Below are 22,009 nucleotides of genomic sequence, written 5' to 3'. Positions count from 1 at the left end.
CCACTTTTAATAACACCCAAGCTCTGCTTTATAGAAAAACCACTCTTTTTTCACACAAGCACTTAACATATCAATTCCTGATCCGTGCGCCTTTACTACCGGAAAGAAGTAATGCTCTGGTTCTTCTTTCTTATCGCCGTATAAGGTCCGGTACTCATCAGGAATCGCCTCTTTTTTTACATCCCGTTCTTTCTTCACTTCACCAGAGAAAGTAACAGTTGGATGTCCCTCAAAGAATAATGCAGTCCGTACCGCAAGAGATGGTGTACTATGCAAAGCATAATATGTAAGTAAGATCATAACGATAACACCGATAATTTTCTTCATTTATTACTCCTAAAAAAAGTGCTAACACAATTATACTAAAATGTGTTAGCACTTTCTTCCCTTTATCTCGAATTAACGGGCAGTAAAACTAATAATCCGCGGGGGATAAATAAATACCCACGGATTACAGCTTCACTTTATTCCCCTTTAAATGCTGGTAAACGTTTTTCTAGAAAAGCAGCAATACCTTCTTTATGGTCCGCTGTTTGTCTCATCGCATATTGACCACGCTTTTCAAGCTGAAGCGTTTGTTCTAAATTAGAACGATTTACTTCACATAAAATTTGTTTCGTTTGAATCATCGCCTTGATTGGTTTTTGTAACCATTCATTAATTTTTTGCTTCACAGCCGTTTGGAAATCCTCACCGATTACTTCATCAATTAAACCGATATCTAGCGCTTCTGTCGCTGATAATTTCTTCCCTTCCCAAATGATTTTCTTCGTCATATTTTCACCGACGCGCTTTTGAAGGAAGAAATGGCCACCACCATCTGGAATTAAAGCGATTCCAATAAAGTTCATCGCAATAACTGATGATATATCTGCCATAACATAATCAGCTGTTAATGCAATACTTAATCCAAGTCCAGCAGTCGGCCCATGAATTGCACTAATAACAAGCTTCGGCATCGTATATAACGTCACAACGATTTCAGAAATTGTATTCATGATGCCTTCAAACCTACTTTCATCATTACTTGAAAGCATTGATTTAATATCTCCACCCGCAGAAAAACCACGGCCACTTCCACACAACACAACAACGTGAACAGAACTTTCCGCCACTTCTTTCAACTTTTGTAATAACTCTTTTAACGTTGGTTCATCTAATGCATTTAAAACCTCTGGACGATTGACCATAACCGTTGCTACGCGCCCTTCATATTTCACAACAACAGATTCTGTTTTACTTGTTACTTCCATTATATATACCCCTCTTTTCAACATAAAGATTATACTTATATAATTATAGAAAGCATGTTAAAAATCCTTCTTTTTTCTTAATTTTCTGTCTAATTTTCTCGTAATTTGTATATATCTCCGTATAAAACATCCAATTTCGTTAAAAAATATAGAAATTAAAGTCGGTTTATCAATATTTTTCATCTATTTACCATTACAATGAAATGGTGTATTCTTAATTTTGATGCAAAAAAATAAATATTGAAATTCATTCGCCTTATTATGTAAACAAGGCTTTTATCCCCATCTCTTGGGTATTGAACTAAAGGAATGAAGAAATGGAGGAATATATGGTTAATAAGTTGAAACAAACGGATAACTACTTCCCGCATTTCCTATTGCTATTCATTGTGTTTCAACCAATTTTAGATTTATTAACGTCTTTTTCAATCTATGTATTACACATGAGCGCAACAGTTGGAATCGTAGTCCGTTTCGCCTTTATGCTTCTTGCATTAGGTTATCTACTTCTTCATAGAGAACAACCTGGAGCGAAAAAGTACATTCTCTATTTATGCCTACTCGGGATCGTACTAGCAATTGGTCTTGCAAATAATATGATGATTAAATCTCCAGTTTCATTTGGCGAAGAAGTAAAGTTTATTTTAAAGAGCATATATCCAATTGTGCTACTGTTTGGATATACCATCGTCTTTAAAGAGTTGAAAAATAAAGAATATACGTTGCATAAAATCATTACATATTTCTTATATGCAACTTTAATTTTAAGCATCACACTGATTGTTGCAATGCAAACTGGTACAGATTTCCCAAGCTACCCTCACTCAAAGATTGGCTCAAGAGGTTGGTTCTTTGCTGGAAATGATTTAAGTTCTATTTTTGCAATTATGTTCCCAATCGTAGTGCTCTATTCGATTCATAAAACAACTTCTTTCTCGAAAATCTATTACTGGATTCCAACAATGCTTGCGATGTATGCAAGTATTATGGTCGGAACGAAAGTAGGATATGGTGCAATTGTTCTAACGCTTGGCGTGGCACTTTTATTCTCATTCATTGAATATATGATTCATCGCAAAAAAGAAGGAACAGGATTCACATATCTCGTAAATACAGTTGTTGCCGCTATTGTACTAGGAGGTTTAATTGTACTTACACCACATACTCCTATCGCAAAAAATATGGGCATCCACATGCAAATATACGAATACAAAAAATCAGTACAAGAAGAAAAGGATAGAAAAGAAGGAAAAGTAATTAAAGAAGAAAAACATGAGCAGGGTGAACTAACAGACTCTGAAATGAAAAGTTTAATTTACAGTGATCGCGATAAATTTTTAAAAGTATACAAACAATACTATAAAGACGCACCACTATCACAAAAACTATTCGGAATGGGCTATGCTGGTAACTATACTGATAAAATTAAGTTAATCGAAATGGATTTCCACGACCTATTCTTTGCATTCGGAATCGTCGGTTTCCTTATTTACTTAATACCATTTCTATACTTCGGTATTAAATTATTCATTCGTATCATGACAAACTTCAAGAAAATATTAACTGTGAAATATATGCTACTGGCTAGCACGCTCGTCCTATCACTTGGAATCGGCTTTATGTCCGGGCACGTATTAACAGCGCCATCCGTTAGTATTTTCTTCGTTGTTATACTCGCTTATATGATTGTTGATTTTGAAATTGAATAAAAAAAGGTGCTCCAACAAGTCAGTTATGCTGGCTTTTGGAGCACCTTTTTTATAAACGCATCTAGATAAACAGTTTTTCTCTTTTATATTTAATTAGTGTGTTACGTATTCTAAGTTTTCTTTTGCGATATATGCTTCATTTACAGCAGGATTATCAGAAATAATTTTAACCCACACTTGTCCATTTATCGTTTCTTCACCTGTAACTGTTACAACTTTATTTGTAGTTAAGCGATAAAGTCGTTCATTTGATCTATGCGGATCCTTTTTCACTTCCACATCATTCATCACACGTGCAAGTTTATACTTGTTGTATTCTTTTTTACCTAAATAAGAATCAAAACGATTCATATGCCCCGCTACTTTTTTACCCCAATTCGCATCAGATGCATATTTCGCATTTAAACCAGCAGCTTTATCACCTGTATATGTTGCTGTATAACGCCAATGTCCTGGATTTAAATATCCTTCATTCATGTATACTTTTGCTGCATGTTCAATACAATCTTCTTTTGAATTAAATGCTTCCCCGTTACCATATGGACTATCGTCTGTTGCTTTTAAACCAAATAAATTATTTTTGTCTTTTGCAAGAGCGCTTGTTCCATAATAACTTTCATGAATTGCTAATGAATATAAGAATAATGCATTTACATTATTCTTGCTTTCTACTTCTTTAAATTTCTTTCCTAAACCAATTAATGGAGAGTCTGGCTTAATCGATTTCACATAACTATCTAATTGTTCAGCTGTATAGTCTGTTTTAGAACGCAATGATAAATAATTGAAATATTGATAGAAAGTTTCATTTCCAAACGTCTTTCCATCTACACTATACATTTGCTGTCCTTGCTTCATGAAAGAAGGTGCCACACCATATCTAAATTCTGTATATCCAGGTGAGCTTGTATTATATGTATAATATTTATGGTATAAATATCCATCTGATTTCACATAATAAGAAGACTGTTTCATTTCATTTGTAGGAATTAAAGTGATTTCATTCTTCTTCACATAACCTGTCAAACCAGAAACTTGAACTTTCACACGATCTTCGCCAATTTCTAACACTTTCAATTCTGTTCCATACTGAATATATGTATATACTGCTGACAATTTCTCGTCATAAATATTAATAATATTTTGCCCAGTTATTCTCTTCGCACTTGCAAAACCATCTTTAATCCATAAAAATTCGTTCTCGTATTTCACCGCACTCATACCTTTATTTTGAGCAGCCGTAACCGCTTCTTTATACGTATTATAGCGCTCTACTTCTTGCTCTGTTCCGTTTTCTCTTACATTTATCACGACATATTTCTTAGTTTCTACAGGATTGCTATTTCCGTTTTTTTCAATTGTCTGAAGCATGCGATCCAACATAGCTGAAGCCATACCTCTTGTAGCTGATAAATGTGGTCTAAATGTATTATCTTCTGGATACCCCTTAATAATTTGAGTAGCCACCATAACTTGTACATGCTCTTTATAGTTAATACTATCTTTATCAGTAAAGGTAAGCGGACTTACAGCTATTTTAATATTTTTATAGTCTAACGCTCGCTTTACCATTATCGACATTTCTTCACGTGTAATCACATCATTTGGTGAGAATGTCTCGTTAGTACGACCATTAATAATTTTCGCTCCATATGCTCTACTTACACCATCATATAAACCGTAAGTCTTCGGCACATCCTCGAAATTCGAATCAGCTTTCGGTAAATTTAAAGCCCTTGCTATGAATGTAGCAAACTCTGCTCTTGTTACTAGTTTATCAGGCGCATATACATTCTCACCATACCCCATTAAAACTCCTTTAGTAATAAGTGAACGCATATGCGTCTCAAACATATGTCCTGTAATATCATCATTTGCCGCATAACTTGAAATAGGAGTTAAAAGTAATGATCCCGTTAATGCCACTGCTGTTATACCTTTTGAAAAAGTCTTCAAGGTTATCCTCCTCGTAATCTACGAATTTATTATCACAAATTTGATTATATAATAATCGCAATCATTTTAGCATAATAAATAGAAATTAACATAAAACGTTTTTATAATTAGAATTTTCATTAAATTAAAAAACAAAATAAAAGACACTTTACTTTTTTAATAAAGTGTCTTTTTCCATATGATCAATGAGTTTCTTTGTTGCCTGTTTGCCTTGCAACCGAAGTTCATCTATTGTTAATTGTAACTCTTGCTGCACAGTTCCTTGTTGCATTAATTGCTTTTTTGCAAGTTCATATAAATACTCAGCACTCCATTCGCCATCCACACTTCCTATAACTGGCTGATTCACTTGACTTAAAAACGAATCAATTTTCGGATCGTACGAAATCCCGACCATTGGAGTTTTGGCTACTGCAGAAAAAACAAGTGCATGAAGACGCATACCAATTAGTAATGAACATTGTGATAAAATGAATATTTTCTCGTCGATATCCATTTTATATGGAAGCATATACGTCTCTTCTCCCATTAATTCTATTACTTCACGCGAAGCTTTTTGATCAAATGGCTCATGCATTGGAACAAATAAAATTTGGTATCCTTCTTGCTTTAATTTTTTTAATGCCATAGCTAATTTTTTTATATAATCTTCTTTTGCATGCCAATAACGTACACTAACCGCGATTACTTTTCCATGTATCGAATGCTTTTGCAACCAATCCGATTGTTTTGTTCGTTTCCATGTTAAAACAGGGTCTGGAACAATTTCAATATCGTTTTTTATACCAAGTCCTTTTAAATATAAAAACGAATCCTCATCTCGAACTGATACATAGGAAGCTTTTGACAAGTTCCATTTTACTAATAGACGATTATATCCTTTTGTAATTGGCCCTATTCCTTGTGAATAAATATAATACGGCTTTTTTAATAATCGGGCGAGTCCCATAATACCCGTATAATATAGAATACTCTTCGTACTTGTCTGATCTTGAAGAAGGCTCCCGCCACCGCTAATAACTCCATCACTGTTTTTAATCGCATGATAAACAGCTTTTATATTCCAGCGATCTACCGATTCTACACCATACATTTCCTTTGTATATTTAGAATCATTTGATAGTACTACTAGTTCTATATCCGGGTTCTCTTTACTTAACGATTCAATAATTGATTGTAGAATCGCCTCGTCTCCAACATTATAAAAACCATAATATCCTGATAAGACTAAACGCACCCTAAATCTCCTCCAAAACTAGGTAACCGTTTATCTCATTTAACATAAACTGGTACCCATTCCTTACCTAAACACTTGATACCCTACATAGTTTCCTCTTTATCAGCTCATATGAATTTTAATAAAAAATTAAATTTCTATATTTATCTTTTCAAAAATGGTATTTTTTTTATTGATATCCATTTTAATTTCAAAGCACATACACCATACAAAATGGTTGTAATACTTAATGCTATACCACTGAATAATAACGTCATAATTCTTGAAGATGTAACATCTATCACATTACACAGTTCATACAATCCTAGTCCCAAAATACATGCTATTCCTAGCACACCAAAAAAGCTTTTTAAATGAATAGGATAGGCAATGTAGCTTCGAATATACAAATAATTTACAATACAAATCAATACGTAAGTAATTAATGTACTATACGCCGCTCCATCTATGCCAAACTCCTGCACTAACATCATGTTTAACACGACTTTCACAAAACTCGCGCCAATAACAATCCATGCAGCTTGTGCAGAACGATTAATCCCCTGTAAAACACCTATTGATAATACCATAACCGCAGTAAAATACGAACTGCCAATCATAACTGTTAACATACTACTGCCTTTTACGTCTGTGAACAATCCGATATTTAACGGTACTGTTAATGCCATCAACCATATTGTTAACGGTGCTGTCAAAACATGCGCTAGTCGATTTGTATTTTGAATTGTTATTTTCGCCAAATTTATATCTCTTTTGGCCAATGCGGAAGTTAAGAGTGGTATTAACGGAAATACAATTGCACTTGCAAAAATAACAATTATTTGCGTGAATGCAAAACCGCGACTGTATATTCCAAATTGTTCTTGAATTTCTGTTGATGATCCTTGTAATACATGCGGTATTGTAAGCGAGTCTACTAAATTTAAAAGTGGCATTGATAAAGCTCCGATAGCGATTGGGATCGATACCCGCAATATCTTTTTGCCGTGTTCTCTTAAATCTCGGAGCGAATAGGAATTGCTTTTATTGTAGTATGGACTTCTATTATATTTTATACGCAAATATATAAGCGAACTAATGACTCCAAGAAAAGAGCCAACCATCGCACCACTAGTAATAACAGTATTACTCTTATCCCATGATACTAGTATGTAAGCAATTATTAGCATAAAAAACACACGTACAAATTGCTCAATGACTTGTGATACCCCTGTTGGTTTCATATCACCGAAACCTTGAAAATACCCTCTATAAACCGCCATGTATGGCGCAATGAGTAATGCTAATGAAGTAATAAGCAACGGCATTCTAGTTTCTTGTCCACCAAGCATATTTGCAATTTCAATAGAAAATAATACAATGACTAAACAGCCGAAAACGCCAAATGCTATCCCTATAATTGACGCTGATTTAAATAATTTCGCAATTTCCTTTTGCTTATTTTTTTCGTTCAACTCTGCAATTAATTTCGAAATTGCAAGCGGAACTCCGGCTACCGATAATGTAAGAGCAATCATATATACAGGAAAAACAAGGCGGAAAATACCGAGCACTTCATCTCCTGCAATATTTTGTAATGGAATTTGAAAAAAACTACCAAGCAATTTCGACAAAAAAGTTGTAATGGTTAAAATTGCTGCTCCTTTTACAAATGTTTTATTCATATTTTTTCTCTTTTCTTTTATACATATACTCTCAAACATATTGTTTTAAACGATAGGGATTCACTTTATCCCATTGATTATCATAACAAATTTATTATAGGTTGAATACTTGGTTTTTTTTTCAAAATAGAAAAGAGAACCAGTTCACGCCTATTTCTCCACAATTAATTTTCTGATTATTTCCATTATATATGTACATATTATCACTGTTTCTGTTACTCAAAAAAGCTCTTCTTCTCTATCAATGCGATACATATTACTAAAAACATTATAAGAATATCCCACAACTCTACATTATAATGTATGTAAGATTGTGAGATATTCTAATTACCATCTAAACACTTAAGATTTTCAATTGCTCTTTCTGTTCATCGTTCGCCATTACTACGATTGTTTTTTCAATACTCGGATGTACTTGCTCAAGCTTTACACTTGCTCCTACTTTATTTGATTGCTCAACAAAATTTAATAATGCCATAGCTCCTGATACATCCATATAACGCACATCTTTCATACGTAAAACAACCGGTGACTTCACATCTTGTAAAGTAGAGAAAATACGATCTACTGATAGGAAAGAGAGCGGCCCTTGAATCGTGTACGTTTCTTCTCTTTCTTTTACGATAGAAGTTTTACGTTCTTTACACTTCACCATATATATGATGAACGAAAGAATAATACCGAATGCAACAGCAATCATTAAATCGAACTTCACCGTTACAATCATCGTTACGAGCATAACAACGACATCACCTTTAGGAGCGACATGCATCTTTTTCATGCTTTCCCAATCGAACATTCCAATACCAGTTAAAATTAAAATACCTGATAATACAGCAAGCGGAATGTATTGTACGACCGAACCAAGACCCATAATAAAAATAAATAATATAACACTATGCATACATGCCGAAAGTGCTGTTTTACCACCACTTCTTATATTCACGATAGACCTTACAGTCGCACCTGCACCTGCTAATCCACCAAACAATCCGCTCATCATATTACCGATACCTTGTCCAATGAGCTCTTTATTACTTTTATGACGTGTACCTGTCACATTATCCATTACGACCGATGTTAACAACGAGTCAATCGATCCTAATAAAGCAATACTAAGCGCTGGTAAAATAAGTGTTGCTATTCCTGTTCCACTTAAAGATGGAATATGAAGCGTAGGCATCGCTTCTGGAATGGTTCCAATCTTTTCAATTACTTTGTTTAATGAAAGATTTCCGATAATCGGTAACTTTACTGTAAGTCCTTCGAGTAGAGAAGAAAATAAAGGAAGCAAAGCTGTCACACCGACTAGTGCTACTAAACTAGACGGAATCGCCTTAATCCATTTGCCAGAAACAATCATTACAATAATCGTTAACACAACAAGTAGAAAACTATTTTGTACGTGCTTTATTTCACCTAAAATAATGATTAATGCAATACCATTCATAAATCCTGAAACGACAGGATACGGAATATATCGAACGTAAGAACCGAGCTTACATACACCGAATAAAATTTGAAATAACCCTGCCATCATAAAGGCAATAAAACTTGCCTCTAAGCCGTGCGTCGCAATAACTCCTGTTGCGATAACAGTAATTGGTCCAGTTGGCCCCGTTACTTGCCCAGGTGTCCCGCTAAATAACGCTGCGAATAAACCTGCAAAAATCGCACCATACAATCCAACAAGTGCTCCCTCAGACGTCCCTGTCGCGGCAATACCAAATGCAATTGCTAGCGGCAACGCAACAATCGCAACAGTAAATCCTGCTAAACATTCCTTTGCTATTTTTTGAAACATATAAATAACCACCTTCATATAAAGTGAAACTTTAATCAGTGGGGAGTTTTTTCATCCCCACTGATTATTAGCCCGCACCAATCGGGCGTTTACGGGCAGTTGATCTCCCACCTAACTTCCTCGCATTCGCCGAAATTTGAGGTGGGGGTCTTACTGCCCGTTAATGCGGGATAAAGTCCACGTTCCATTGTACACCTAAAAATACTCATCCGTTAGCCTGTTTATAAGAAACTCTTTACAGTATCGTGAAGTAAACGCATCCAAATAAAAGTTTCCCCCTTACCTTTGGAAACAATTACAACTATGCTATAATGAACAAATTAAATCTTTTACTATATACTTGGAGGCACTATGCTAACTTTTGAAGAAAAATTATCGATTATTGAATCTTTCCCAGAACTAGAAAGAAAGAACGTATCATTAAAACGTGTAAACTTCCACTTTGAAGAAAGTCGTTTAGATAAAAAGAACGTTGTATATCATTTACACCCAAATGGAAACGGATTTGTATATGCAAATTTCATTAAAGGTTATAAAACAGATGATAAAGGCATGATTAACATCCGTGAGTTTTCAGAAGAAGAACTGCGTTCATTAATTGAAAAAGTAATTGAACGTCTATCACAGGAGCAAGAGGAAATTGTAGCACCAATGGAACCTGCTGCGGAAGAAGAATGGCGTAACGAAGACGGTCATGTCCTAACTCTTATTCAAGAGGATGACATGTGGAACGTTTACGCTGGCGTAAACTTAGACGGTACATTCAACTCTTATCCAGAAGCTGCGGAATACCTTGATGAAGAAGGATTTTCACGTAAATAAAAATAGAAAGTGGGTGTCCCCACTTTCTATTTTTTTGCCCCTTTTAACGACTCCCTCAGCACAAACTTCTGCAACTTCCCGCTCGCATTACGTGGAAGTTCATCTACAAATAAGTAATGACGCGGACGTTTATAGTCTGCTAATTCATCACTTTCTTTACAATATATTTCCAAATCTTCTTCTGTAATCGCTTCATCTTTCTTTACAACAACCGCAACGACACGCTCTCCCCATAGTTCATCGGGCTCACCAAGTACCGCAACATCTAATACACCAGGGTGACTATGAAGGAAATCTTCAATTTCGCGAGGATAAATATTTACGCCACCGCTAATTACCATATCATCAACGCGGTCTGCAACGAATAAATAACCGTCTTTATCGAAGTATCCTAAATCACCAGAATGATACCAGCCTTTATACATCGATTTTGCATTTGCTTCTTCTCTATTATGATAACCAGCCATCATAGTTGGACCGCGCAAAATAATTTCCCCTACTTCATAAGGAGGCAACGTATCATCTGGCTCTGCTGGTCCATCTTCGTTCGGTTTCACAATTCGAATTTCATGGCTAAAGCACGGTGTTCCTGCTGAACCTGCTTTCGTAATTTGATCTTCTTCTACGAGAAACGCAACAACTGGTCCCATTTCTGTCATTCCGTAAATTTGAACAAGATCAATATAAAGGCGCTCTTTACATTCCTTCACTAGCGCCGGTGCCATTGCAGCTCCACCGTATACACCGATTTTCATTGAAGTTAAATCATACTTAGTTAGATCTTTTTGCAGTAACATATTCCACATCGTCGGTGCTGCAAAAAACGTCGTAATCTTCTCTTCTTGAATGGTATGTAATACTCTATCCGTATCAAAATGATGTATAATAACATTCTTTCCGCCAACTTGAATGCGCGGTATGATTCCAGCATTTAACTCGCCGCAATGATATAAAGGTGCTACCACAAGCCCGGCGCTATCCCTGTTATATTTTATGAAATACGTACAAATCATACTATGCTCAGCCATATCACGATGGCGATGTAGTACGCCTTTCGGATGACCCGTCGTTCCGCTCGTATAAAGCATAGAACAAAAATCCATTTCATCGACTACAATATCTACTTTCTCAGCTGATGCTTCATTTACTTTTTCATGGTAAGAACTAGCATAGGAAGGTGCATCGTCTTCCACGTACCAAAAAGACGAATTTGGAAAATCTCGTTCAATCATAGTAACTGTTGATTCGACTGCTTTTTCAAAGACAACTACTTTCGAGGCTGCATCTTGGAGGATATACGATAATTCTTTTGCTTTTAAGCGGAAATTAATTGGATTGAAGATCGCGCCAATTTTCGCACAGGCTAAGTAAACGTTTACAAATTCACGACAGTTATATAGGTAAACAGATACACAATCTCCCTTTCTTACTCCTTCTTTCAATAGAGCTTGCGCCGTTTTATTTATTTGCTCATCCCACTGTTTATATGTCCAACGAATATTTTTTTCTGGTTCTACTAACGCCTCTTTATTCGGATATTTGCCAACTGCCAAATCAAAAATTCTCCCTATCGTCATGTACATGCCAACAATTTCCCCCTTTTCTCTTTCATAAATCTATCATTTCGTCTATAAGTAGACATTGTCCTCTAATAATCTGACTAATTTTTCTGATTATTATCGACATAGTTTTACATATAGACCGTTTGATGGTAAATGAAATTATATCGGCGATTTTTTGAATATATCGAACGCAACTCAATTTATATCAGCTATTTTTCGAATATATCGACTTACCGACAAAAACTGACAATATAAAAAGAGGCTGTTCCAAACCGGAACAACCCCCTTCTTCTTACACGAATAGCTCTTCTAAAATTTTCAGTTTATCTTCTGTATATTTCACGAAGCCATCGTTATATGATTTCGGATCTTTCGGATTCGCAAAGTGTGTAATTGCTCCTGTTTGTGGGTGAACAAATTTACTTGATGCCCCGCAACCAAGTCCGATAATCGATTGTACTTCTTCCATAATAACAATATTGTAGATACTTTCTTGCGTCGGTATTGCATACCCAACGTTTTCTAAGTTACCTAAAATATTTTTTTGACGATATAAATAGTATGGTACGTAATTATGGTTCTTCGTCCACTTTTCCGCCTCATGCATCATCGCAGTAATTTCTTCGCGACCTGCTACTTTATATTTACGTTTGTTTTGCGTCATTTCAGAAGCACGTTTAAATGATAACGTATGAACTGTTAACGATTCTGGCATTAACTTTTCTGTTTCATCTAACGTATGCTTGAAGATGTCTAATCCTTCACCAGGAAGACCAATAATTAAATCCATATTAATATTGTTCATTCCCATTTCACGTGCTAAATGATACTTCTCAATCGTTTCTTCTACAGTGTGATGACGTCCAATTGCCTTTAGTGTCTCTTGATGGTATGACTGCGGATTAATACTAATACGGTCAATGTTCCATTTATTTAACACTTCTAGCTTTGCTGGTGTGATTGTATCTGGGCGACCTGCCTCAACTGTTACTTCACGTACATCTTTCACATCAGGGAAAGCTTGGTACATTTCTTCATACAACATATCCATCTCTTCTGCTGTAATACTCGTCGGTGTACCGCCGCCGTAATAAATCGTCGTAACTGTAACACCTTTTTCTTTTAAAAACTTACCAATTTCACGAACTTCATAATGTAACCCGCCTAAGAACGAATCAACTGATCCTTGGCGTCCGTTAATTGCATAAGCTGGGAACGTACAGTACGCACATTTTGTAGGACAAAACGGAATACCGATGTAAATACTTACTTCTTCTTTCAAACGGTATAAATCCGGAACAACCGCTAATTGGCAATCAACAATACGCTGAAGAAGTTCAATTTTCTCTTCATGAATTAAATAACTTTCACGAAGTTCTTTATGCGCTTCTTCTTTTGACATACCATTTTGAAGCAGTTTGTGAAGAAGTTTCGTTGGGCGTACCCCAGTTAATATTCCCCAGCTCTGTTCAAGTCCAGTTAGCTGTTGAAGTACAGAAAGATATACGTAAGAAACAACATGTTTCACTTGCTTCATACGTTCTTTTTCTTCTGTGAAAGCAGATAAATCTTTTGCGAATGTTTCTTCATATACATTTCCGGTTGCAACATCTGTTAAACGAGCCGATGCTGTCACATTACCTTCTATCTGTATATCAACGATAAGATTTGCTTCTTCTTTCTCAAACCCTATCGTGCTCTCTTCAAAAAATAAACCGCCAATATTTTGTAGCGGACGTAAAAAACGATCATCTTGTAACGTTTTAATTGAAATTAACAACATTATCACCTTTTCATTTGCAAACTCTCTTTAGTTTACTTGAAGGGCGTTTGAAGGTCAATACAGAAGGTTTTACCTGTTTCTCTTACATTTTTTCAAATAATTCTTTTTATGAATATCGCTCATGTATATAGACATCATGATTTTCTCTTGTTAAAATTTATTAGTACGAAAATCTATACATAGTGAAAATACAATATATAAAGGAGGAATGTTAACACTAGATTCCATAATCTAATGTGTTAAAAAAAATATGAAAAAGAAATTTTATAGTGTTTTAACTCTCTCTCTTGCATTACAAACTGTTCTTGCACCTACTTATTCATTTGCAGAGAGTGCTGAAAAATCCGCCGAAGTATATACGGAGGATCAAGTTTTTAAAAGTATCAAAGAGCATGTGAAAGAGCATAGTACTCATGAAGAAGATATCGAGGTTACTGGCCAATTCCTACTATACACATCAAAAAAACATTCATTATATACCGCGAATGATTTAAAAAACAAATCGAATATCGAGATTACAGAACAAGTCGTAACGGCGACAAAGAAAAAAGGGAATGCATACTACATAACAACTCCAGCTGGCGCTGGGTGGATAAATAACAATGATAATAGCTTAGAAGTTCAAGAGATTCATAAACTATCTAATCAAAAATTAATTGTGAAAGAAGAAGCTTCCATACATTCATTACCATTCCAAACGTTTAAAGAAGAGGGTAAACTACAGCCTCAAGTAATTATTCCTACTGAACAAGCAGGAAATTGGTTTAAAGTCCAAATAAATGAAACATCAAAATGGATTTATGCACCTTCTGCTACATTTGAAGGTACAAAAGCTTCATTATTAAAAAACGGTCGTTCTGCTAAAAGTAGTTTATTGAGAGCTCCAGCTACTCTACAAACAAACAATATTTATGGCGTTACATTTAAAGAAATGATTGTCCCAAAAGGAAATGACGATATTCGCCCTGGCTACGCGATGGTCCCTAAATATATTACGATTCACGAAACGGCTAATCCAGCGAAAGGTGCCAATGCTCTAAATCACGCAAAATTCTTAGATAGTCAAGCACGCGGAACAGCTGATCGCGCCGCATCTTGGCATTTCACAGTAGATGATAAAGAAATTTATCAACATCTTCCAGTAAATGAAGTTGGATGGCATGCTGGAAATAAAACTGGAAACTATGAATCTATCGGAATTGAAATTGCCGTTAATCAAGATGGAAACTATGAAAAAGCGGTAGAGAATGCCCGTAAATTAGCAGCTTATTTAATGAACGAATTAAATATTTCTCTAGATAAGGTCCAAAAACACCAATTTTGGTCAGGAAAAAATTGCCCTGCGTATATGATTCAACGCGGACAATGGGATGCTTTCTTAAAAGGAACTGAAACATACTATAAGGAAAACCGAAAAGATCCAATAACTGATGACATTACAGGTGGATGGTATGAACAAGACATTCGTCAATTAGCAGCTAGAGGCATTATGCAAGGAGAAGGGAACGGCAAGTACTTCCCAGAACGTCTTGTAACGCGTGCTGAATTTGCTACATTAATTACTCGTGCTTTACAATTACCAAGTGGAAATGCTAATTTCACAGACTTAGAACAAGTACATCCATCTTTAAGAGACGGTATTAATCGTGCAGCAAACGCAGGCATAATCCGCGGACGTGGTGATAATACCTTTGATCCAAATACTACAATTACACGCGAAGAAGCTGTTATTATGATTGATCGTTCTCTAAAACACGCTGGTATTTTCGCAAAACCAGTTGAACTACCATTCGTAGACCAAAACTTAATTTACGCTAAAGAAGAAGTACAAAGAGTGTATGGATATGGAATTGTAAAAGGTAACGAATTTAATCAATTCGTACCAAAAGGACCATCACAACGTGCTCACGCAGCTGCATTTATAAACAGAATGCTTAACGTGATTGAAGCTTAAAAACATTTATAACTAAATATAGATGTTTTTACTTTAATCCTTCTGTATTAACCTAAAAGGCAAAAGAGATAATATTATCTCTTTTGCCTTTTATACATCTATTAACTATTTTTAGTCATAAATCTTAAACGTATTCCTAATAACACCAGAATTACACCTATAAATGGAAGGTAATCCGTATTATGCCCTGTAGCTGGAAGTTTTTGATTATTAGAACCACCTTGTTCTTTTTCTGGTAAGTTAGGCTTTTCTACTTCTTCGCCTGGGCTTTCTGTTCCTTCACCTGGCTTTTCTATTCCTTCACCTGGTGTTCCTGTTTCCCCACCTGGTTTTTCTATTCCTCCACCTGGTGTTTCTGTTCCTTCACCTGGCTTTTCTATTCCTTCACCTGGCTTTTCTGTTCCTTCACCTGGTGTTTCTGTTTCTCCACCTGGTGTTTCTGTTCCTTCACCTGGCTTTTCTGTTCCTTCACCTGGCTTTTCTGTCTCTCCACCTGGTGTTTCTGTCTCTCCACCTGGTTTCTCTGGACCTTTTCCTGTTTCTTTTTCATTGGTAATTTGAAGCTTTATAACTTCTACTTTCTCATTAGAAATCGTAAATTCAATTCCCTTATCAGATAAATTATATCCTTCTGGAGCCTGGACTTCTTTTAAAACGTAATCTCCTGGTTCCAGTTTCTTCGAAGTTGCTTTACCATTTTTATCTGATGTTAATGTGTCTATTTTTATTCCATCTTTCAGAATTTCAAACACTGCACCTTCTAATTGTTTATCTGTATCATTAGCATCTATCTTTGTAATTTCTACTTGACCTGTGATTTTTTCTTTCACTTTTTCATTCAATACTTCTTGTTTTGCTACTTCATTTGCTACAACATTTACTTTTACTGTAACTTCTACCGCTTTGTAGCCTTCTGGCGCTTTCGTTTCTTCTAACGTATACTTACCTGGCACTAAGTTTTCGAATGTCACAACACCATCTTTATTCGTTGTTTTCGCTGCTCCAACTACTTGACCATTTTCGTTTTTCAGTCTGAATTCTGCGCCTTCTAGAACTTTTCCACTCTCTGCATCCTTTTTGATTACTTGTAAGCTTCCTAGTTCTTTCGCATTTTCTACTTGTACTTGTACTACTTTGTTTGCTTCCACAACGACTTCAATTTCTTCTTTTAACAACTTATATCCTTGTGGTGCTTTCGTTTCTTTTAATGTATATTTTCCTGGTTCTAATTTCTTAGAGATTACTTTACCTGTTTTATCTGTTCGTAATGTATCTATTTTTTTACCATCCTTATACACTTCAAACTCTGCGTCCGATAGTAGCTTCGTTTTATCTTTCGCATCTACTTTTACGATTTCAAATTGACCTGTTACTTTTTCAACGATCTTTTTATTCAACACATCTACAGTAACTACTTTATTAGCCTCTACATCAACACGAACTGAGCTAGATGATATCTCATAACCTTTTGGTGCTTCAACTTCTTTTAATGTATATGTTCCAACTGGAAGTTGTTTTGATAAAGCTGCACCTTTACCATCTGTAATAATTGTTTCAACAACATTTCCATCTTTATCTATAACATCAAATTTTGCACCTGGTAGAAGTTGACCAGATTCACTATCTTTTTTCAACAATTTAAATTGACCATTCTCTACTTTTTTCGTATTCTTCATAACAATTTCAATTACGTTTGTACCATTAGTTGTTACTTTTACTGGTGTATCAACTTTTATATATCCTTCTGGTGCACTTATTTCTTTTACAAAATAGTCACCAAGTGGTAAATCCTTGACTTCAGCAATACCCTTTTCATTCGTTGTAACAGTAGCTACAACATTATTGTCTTTGTCTATAACATCAAATTTTGCATCTTTTAAAACAATGTTTTCATCGTTTGCATCAACTTTTTTAATTTGTAAATTTCCTTTTTCAACTGATGGATTTTTCCATTTCGGCCAGTTAAATTTAAAATTGTGAACCTCAAACCCATCTCTTTGGTGTAATCCCCCAACATAGGCTTGTCCATTAATAGAACCACCCTTTGTCTCTACAACAGCATTTGGAGCAAATACACTTCCTACTACGCCATATCCTTTTGTTGATATTTTTGTAGCATTCGGAAACGCCCAAATTACTTTACTAGCTAACTCAGTAAAAGGTGAATTAGGATCATATGCTTGTGATGTATTAATTAAGTCTGTTGCCATCCCAGTATTTTTCGTATCGTACAAAATTGCACCGCTACCAAAATTCACTTCTTCTGCGTCTGAATAAATAACAATAAAGTCTTTGTTATTTACATTCGGAAGATAAACATCTCTTACATCAAATGTTTTCTTTCCTGTTAAGCCTGAAGAAACATAAATATTAGGATTGTTTACATCCTCTCCGATGCCAAAACTCATATTAGGTTTTGGTTTATCAGTATGTAATTGACTCGCATCTCCAATTACACCATCAACGTCTTTTCTAAATTCTTTGAACTTGGCATCAATCTCTGCTTGCTCTTTATAAGAGATACGGTCATAAGATGACTTCATTGCACCTTCTGGGTCACCATCTTTTGTCATCGCCACTGTTCCATCTTGAATGATTACTTGTCCTGCTCCCGCTTTCGTAAATTGACCACCTAGTAATAATGATGGATATCCTTCATCTTTCCATGTTGCTCCAGCTAAGTTGTTTGCTCCAGTTGCAGCCGCTACGACTGTATAACTTGATGCGTTCATGTTCTTTTGAACAGCCATCGCACCCTCAATATCCGCACTCGTTGCACTATGATCTCCAAAAATGATGGCGTTGTAATAAGATACGTCACCTAAACCTTTTAATTCTGTTGTAGCCGCCTCTGCTTTAAATGGTAAATGGATTAAAAAATTCATACATACTAGTAATACAACTATTAAACTACTACTTATTTTCTTTACTTTTTGATTAAATGATTTCCTCAAGAAATTCATTCCCCCTTTTAAACTTTTTAAAACCACAAAAAGAAGCACATTTTATATGTACCAAGTCTTACTCACATTAACTTAAAATAATCCATTTAAATAAAACAAAGAAATTCTACAACTAATTAATAAAATTGCTACAATTCATTTTTGAAATAATACATGAACTAAACTATCATGCGGAAATGTTTTTACGTACGGGATCCCAATAAAATTAATCTGAAGAATATTTCACGTGGTGTAACTACTTTGGCAACATCATCCACTTTACAACATTTCCCTAGAGTATTCAAGTGAATTGTATAGACTTCATACACAATTCACATTTTAAAATGCTTTCATTCATTTTAATAAGTTCAACAAAAAAACGTAGCCAAAAAGCTACGTTTTTCTTTCATCGTTTCGGTGTATGTTTATGATTCTTTAAAAAAGGAAGCGGGAATTGCTTACGAAAATGCTCTTTAATCATGTACTCTACGCCGTTCTCAGTATTAGAACGTGTAATCCAGTCCGCCGCTTGCTTTAATTCTACAGGAGCGTTCCCCATCGCTACCCCAAGCCCAACATTTTCAATTACCTCTAAGTCTTCTACGCTATCTCCAATCGCAACCATTTCACTAAGGTTAATATTTAAATGCTCCCCAAGTAATTGTAAACCACGTAGTTTTGATACATTTTGAGGGAGAATTTCTATATGTCTTTCATCACACTCGACGTACTCTACATCTTGAAATGCCTTTTTTAACGTATTCATCCCTCTTTCTTTTTCACCTTTCGTATGGAAAACAATATCAATTTTTGGTGCAGCTACTGGATGATCACGCAGTGCATCCCCTAGCGAATCTACAAATTGAACCGGATAAAATAATGGATCTGCGCTTGATAATACAGTACGCGCAATTAAGTTTGGTGTATTTCTCTCACGATTCCCAATTGAATATCGTTCATGAGAAATGCGAACATTACAATCAAAATGCTCTAACACTTGCACAATATTAAAGGTTTTCTCTTCAGATAATCTCCTTTGAACGAACGGCTTATCTAACGTCGCTGAAACGAAAGCACCACCATGTGTAACTAATATAGAATCTAATTTTAACGCCTTCGCTATTTTATGAGCAGATTGAAAATTACGATTCGTAAACAATGTAACGTATACATCTTTTCTTTTCACAAAGTCAATTGTCTCCCGTAACCCTTTTGCGATTTTTCCGTTGTTGTATAGTAGTGTCCCATCTATATTAAGAGCTAGTAAGCGATAAATCATGTCGCACTCCCCCTCTTCGCTGTTGTACTCTATCCATAATTTATGAAATAAATGTAGTAAATAGAACGAGTTAGAATTACTACTGAAAATTTGGTTTACTATATACATATACAACTGGCAAAGGAGATAGTACAATGCAGGCACCACCTTCTTTTTATGAAGGCGATACGTTAGTGGTCGCAAAGAAGTTACTCGGACATAAACTCGTTCATATTGTAGACGGCATAAAGCGGAGCGGAATTATTGTAGAAGTAGAAGCATACAAAGGTCCAGATGATAAGGCCGCTCATAGTTACGGAGGCAGACGGACTAATCGAACAGAAGTAATGTTCGGCGCACCAGGACATGCTTACGTATATTTAATTCACGGCATGTATCATTGCTTTAACGTAATTACAGCACCAATCAGCACCCCGCAAGGAGTTCTCATTCGTGCCCTTGAACCTGTAGATGGAATCGAAGACATGAAACTAGCGCGCTACAACAAAACTGACATTACGAAAGCTCAGTATAAAAACTTAACAAATGGCCCCGGAAAACTATGCCGCGCGCTCGGAATCACTTTAGAAGAGCGCGGGGTATCATTACAAAGTGATACGTTACATATTGAATTAGTTTCTGAAGAAGACCATTTATCATCCACACATAACGTAATAGCTGGCCCTCGTATTAATATTGATTATGCAGAAGAAGCCGTTCACTATCCATGGCGGTTTTATTATGAAAAGCATCCGTTTGTTTCAAAATAAAGAAGCTATCCTATAAGTAAGTGAAACCAACTTATAGGATAGCTCTTTTTTCGTAATTCATCACACGTCGAAAAGCCGAAATCCGGGCTCGGATTTCGGTTTTGTTTCTATAAAAGAAACCGTTGTTCCTCCAACATTGCCAAATACAGCTCATCTCCAAAGAGAAAATCTTAAAAGCATTATTTTTTTAATGCATAATAATTATCCAAATTGAATTTCGACATAATGAAAGTTCCTGTTGGCGTTAAAAGTTGTGACATAGATTGTATGACCTGCGGTAATTTCGCTGGCTCAATAGGATGTGATAACAAAATGTACTGGAATTTCTCATCTGTAAATACCTCATGTAACTTGTCATACTCAGCAGAAGTTGTAGGAGCTACCCTATTTGCAAGAGCTGCTGCTTTTTCATTAATTTCTGCTCCAAATATGGGAACTGCCGGGTAACGCCTTTTCATTTCTAATAAAGTTGCACCACATCCAGCTCCTATATGAAGAATATTCACTTGATCAGGCGCAAATCGATCTACAATTGCTAGTAAATCATAATGAATGTATAAACTTTCACCATAAAATCCCCATTTTTCATACAATTTTATATTATTTGCATGTAAAACTACAGAAAATTTCATACTATCTTCTTTCCATGAGACACTTCCGTAGTGATGAATAAATGTATCTTTACATAAATACAGTTTATATCCTTTTTCAAACATTCTTAGTGACAAATCATCATCTTCATAATTCCCCGGTGTAAATCGTTCATCTAATAATCCAACTTCATCTAACACTGATTTTTTTATAAGCATACAGAATCCGATTAATTTCATACGTTCTTCCCATTTATTTTTATCACTTTGATTATATAAAGTTGCAAACTTCTGCATTCCTTCAATATCTTTATAAAAAGTTGGTATAGCAGTATAGTAAGCGGCATTATTAGTTATGGGCCCTACCGCTCCAGTATCCTTACTTTCATATAAACACCGAATTAAGTTGCTTAGCCAATTTTCAGTTACGACCACATCATTATTTAATAATAGAATATTATCACCTTTTGCCTCTTTAATCCCCTGATTGCATCCCTTTGGAAACCCCATATTCTCCGCATTTTCCACTAGCATAATATCCGATTGTTTTTGTAACCATTCTACAGTACCATCTGTTGACGCATTGTCCACAACTATTAACTCATACTCTTGTTCCACTGTATAAGTTCTAATACTTTGGATGCATTCTTTTGTATACTGTAATTGATTATGAGTCAATATAATTATACTTGTGAGCATGAATCA

15 protein-coding genes are annotated in these 22,009 nt (G+C 35.4%); 4 read left to right on the top strand and 11 right to left on the bottom strand.

The features are described 5' to 3' along the window. Window positions 1-6: 6 nt before the first annotated feature. Window positions 7-327 (bottom strand): hypothetical protein, encoded by a 321-nt coding sequence (locus tag JFT95_RS02820; protein WP_012260402.1) that lies wholly within the window; start codon window positions 325-327, stop codon window positions 7-9. A gap of 137 nt (window positions 328-464) precedes the next feature. Then, a complete protein-coding gene (locus JFT95_RS02815) occupies window positions 465-1,253 on the bottom strand; it encodes an enoyl-CoA hydratase (protein ID WP_063217454.1) in 789 nt (262 codons plus the stop codon). 329 nt (window positions 1,254-1,582) lie between these two features. Between JFT95_RS02815 and JFT95_RS02810 the strand changes: the two genes are divergently transcribed. Next, entirely contained in the window at window positions 1,583-2,962 is a 1,380-nt protein-coding gene (locus JFT95_RS02810; RefSeq protein WP_063217453.1) for an O-antigen ligase family protein, read from the top strand. Window positions 2,963-3,055: 93 nt separating this feature from the next. Here the strand turns inward: JFT95_RS02810 and JFT95_RS02805 are convergent, their stop codons facing one another. The 4 genes from JFT95_RS02805 to JFT95_RS02790 all read right to left on the bottom strand — a co-directional run bounded on the left by JFT95_RS02805 (window position 3,056) and on the right by JFT95_RS02790 (window position 9,623). Next, window positions 3,056-4,918, bottom strand: a complete 1,863-nt coding sequence (locus tag JFT95_RS02805; RefSeq protein WP_201051326.1) for an S-layer homology domain-containing protein — start codon at window positions 4,916-4,918, stop codon at window positions 3,056-3,058. Between the two features lie 148 nt (window positions 4,919-5,066). Then, window positions 5,067-6,155, bottom strand: coding sequence for a polysaccharide pyruvyl transferase CsaB (gene csaB / locus JFT95_RS02800; RefSeq protein ID WP_002087333.1), 1,089 nt, complete (start codon window positions 6,153-6,155; stop codon window positions 5,067-5,069). 143 nt (window positions 6,156-6,298) lie between these two features. Continuing rightward, window positions 6,299-7,819 (bottom strand): putative polysaccharide biosynthesis protein, encoded by a 1,521-nt coding sequence (locus JFT95_RS02795; protein WP_201051324.1) that lies wholly within the window; start codon window positions 7,817-7,819, stop codon window positions 6,299-6,301. Between the two features lie 334 nt (window positions 7,820-8,153). Next, window positions 8,154-9,623, bottom strand: coding sequence for a SulP family inorganic anion transporter (locus tag JFT95_RS02790; protein ID WP_201051322.1), 1,470 nt, complete (start codon window positions 9,621-9,623; stop codon window positions 8,154-8,156). A 351-nt stretch (window positions 9,624-9,974) separates the two neighbouring features. Between JFT95_RS02790 and JFT95_RS02785 the strand changes: the two genes are divergently transcribed. Further along, window positions 9,975-10,445 carry a hypothetical protein gene (locus JFT95_RS02785; RefSeq protein WP_201051320.1) on the top strand — a complete coding sequence of 157 codons (471 nt, stop codon included), beginning with the start codon at window positions 9,975-9,977 and terminating at the stop codon, window positions 10,443-10,445. A 26-nt stretch (window positions 10,446-10,471) separates the two neighbouring features. On the opposite strand, the gene JFT95_RS02780 is transcribed toward JFT95_RS02785, so the two are convergent. Next, a complete protein-coding gene (locus tag JFT95_RS02780; RefSeq protein ID WP_201051318.1) occupies window positions 10,472-12,028 on the bottom strand; it encodes a fatty acid--CoA ligase in 1,557 nt (518 codons plus the stop codon). Window positions 12,029-12,299: 271 nt separating this feature from the next. Further along, window positions 12,300-13,790 (bottom strand): coproporphyrinogen III oxidase, encoded by a 1,491-nt coding sequence (locus JFT95_RS02775; protein ID WP_201051317.1) that lies wholly within the window; start codon window positions 13,788-13,790, stop codon window positions 12,300-12,302. Window positions 13,791-14,040: 250 nt separating this feature from the next. Between JFT95_RS02775 and JFT95_RS02770 the strand changes: the two genes are divergently transcribed. Next, on the top strand, window positions 14,041-15,744 hold the full coding sequence (locus tag JFT95_RS02770; RefSeq protein ID WP_201051316.1) for an S-layer homology domain-containing protein: 1,704 nt from the start codon (window positions 14,041-14,043) through the stop codon (window positions 15,742-15,744). 101 nt (window positions 15,745-15,845) lie between these two features. On the opposite strand, the gene JFT95_RS02765 is transcribed toward JFT95_RS02770, so the two are convergent. Further along, a complete protein-coding gene (locus JFT95_RS02765) occupies window positions 15,846-18,698 on the bottom strand; it encodes a SpaA isopeptide-forming pilin-related protein (protein ID WP_201051315.1) in 2,853 nt (950 codons plus the stop codon). 394 nt (window positions 18,699-19,092) lie between these two features. Beyond that, window positions 19,093-19,965, bottom strand: coding sequence for a Cof-type HAD-IIB family hydrolase (locus JFT95_RS02760; RefSeq protein WP_012260392.1), 873 nt, complete (start codon window positions 19,963-19,965; stop codon window positions 19,093-19,095). Between the two features lie 134 nt (window positions 19,966-20,099). Between JFT95_RS02760 and JFT95_RS02755 the strand changes: the two genes are divergently transcribed. Further along, window positions 20,100-20,714, top strand: coding sequence for a DNA-3-methyladenine glycosylase (locus tag JFT95_RS02755; RefSeq protein WP_201051314.1), 615 nt, complete (start codon window positions 20,100-20,102; stop codon window positions 20,712-20,714). A gap of 179 nt (window positions 20,715-20,893) precedes the next feature. Here JFT95_RS02755 and JFT95_RS02750 read toward each other — a convergent pair whose 3' ends face one another. Further along, complete coding sequence (locus tag JFT95_RS02750) at window positions 20,894-22,003, bottom strand: glycosyltransferase (RefSeq protein ID WP_002169077.1); 1,110 nt, start codon at window positions 22,001-22,003, stop codon at window positions 20,894-20,896. Window positions 22,004-22,009: the final 6 nt, after the last annotated feature.

Source organism: Bacillus sp. TH17 (assembly GCF_016651125.1).
In the GTDB taxonomy this organism is placed as follows: Bacteria; Bacillota; Bacilli; order Bacillales; family Bacillaceae_G; genus Bacillus_A; species Bacillus_A mycoides.
Note: the sequence above shows the minus strand (reverse complement) of the source record. Positions and strands in the feature narration are given on the sequence as shown.

Coding starts and splice junctions, on each gene's coding strand:
- JFT95_RS02820 (WP_012260402.1), bottom strand. CDS start 327: ATGAAGAAAATTATCGGTGTTATCGTTATGATCTTACTTACATATTAT.
- JFT95_RS02815 (WP_063217454.1), bottom strand. CDS start 1,253: ATGGAAGTAACAAGTAAAACAGAATCTGTTGTTGTGAAATATGAAGGG.
- JFT95_RS02810 (WP_063217453.1), top strand. CDS start 1,583: ATGGTTAATAAGTTGAAACAAACGGATAACTACTTCCCGCATTTCCTA.
- JFT95_RS02795 (WP_201051324.1), bottom strand. CDS start 7,819: ATGAATAAAACATTTGTAAAAGGAGCAGCAATTTTAACCATTACAACT.
- JFT95_RS02790 (WP_201051322.1), bottom strand. CDS start 9,623: ATGTTTCAAAAAATAGCAAAGGAATGTTTAGCAGGATTTACTGTTGCG.
- JFT95_RS02785 (WP_201051320.1), top strand. CDS start 9,975: ATGCTAACTTTTGAAGAAAAATTATCGATTATTGAATCTTTCCCAGAA.
- JFT95_RS02780 (WP_201051318.1), bottom strand. CDS start 12,028: ATGTACATGACGATAGGGAGAATTTTTGATTTGGCAGTTGGCAAATAT.
- JFT95_RS02775 (WP_201051317.1), bottom strand. CDS start 13,790: ATGTTGTTAATTTCAATTAAAACGTTACAAGATGATCGTTTTTTACGT.
- JFT95_RS02770 (WP_201051316.1), top strand. CDS start 14,041: ATGAAAAAGAAATTTTATAGTGTTTTAACTCTCTCTCTTGCATTACAA.
- JFT95_RS02760 (WP_012260392.1), bottom strand. CDS start 19,965: ATGATTTATCGCTTACTAGCTCTTAATATAGATGGGACACTACTATAC.
- JFT95_RS02755 (WP_201051314.1), top strand. CDS start 20,100: ATGCAGGCACCACCTTCTTTTTATGAAGGCGATACGTTAGTGGTCGCA.
- JFT95_RS02750 (WP_002169077.1), bottom strand. CDS start 22,003: ATGCTCACAAGTATAATTATATTGACTCATAATCAATTACAGTATACA.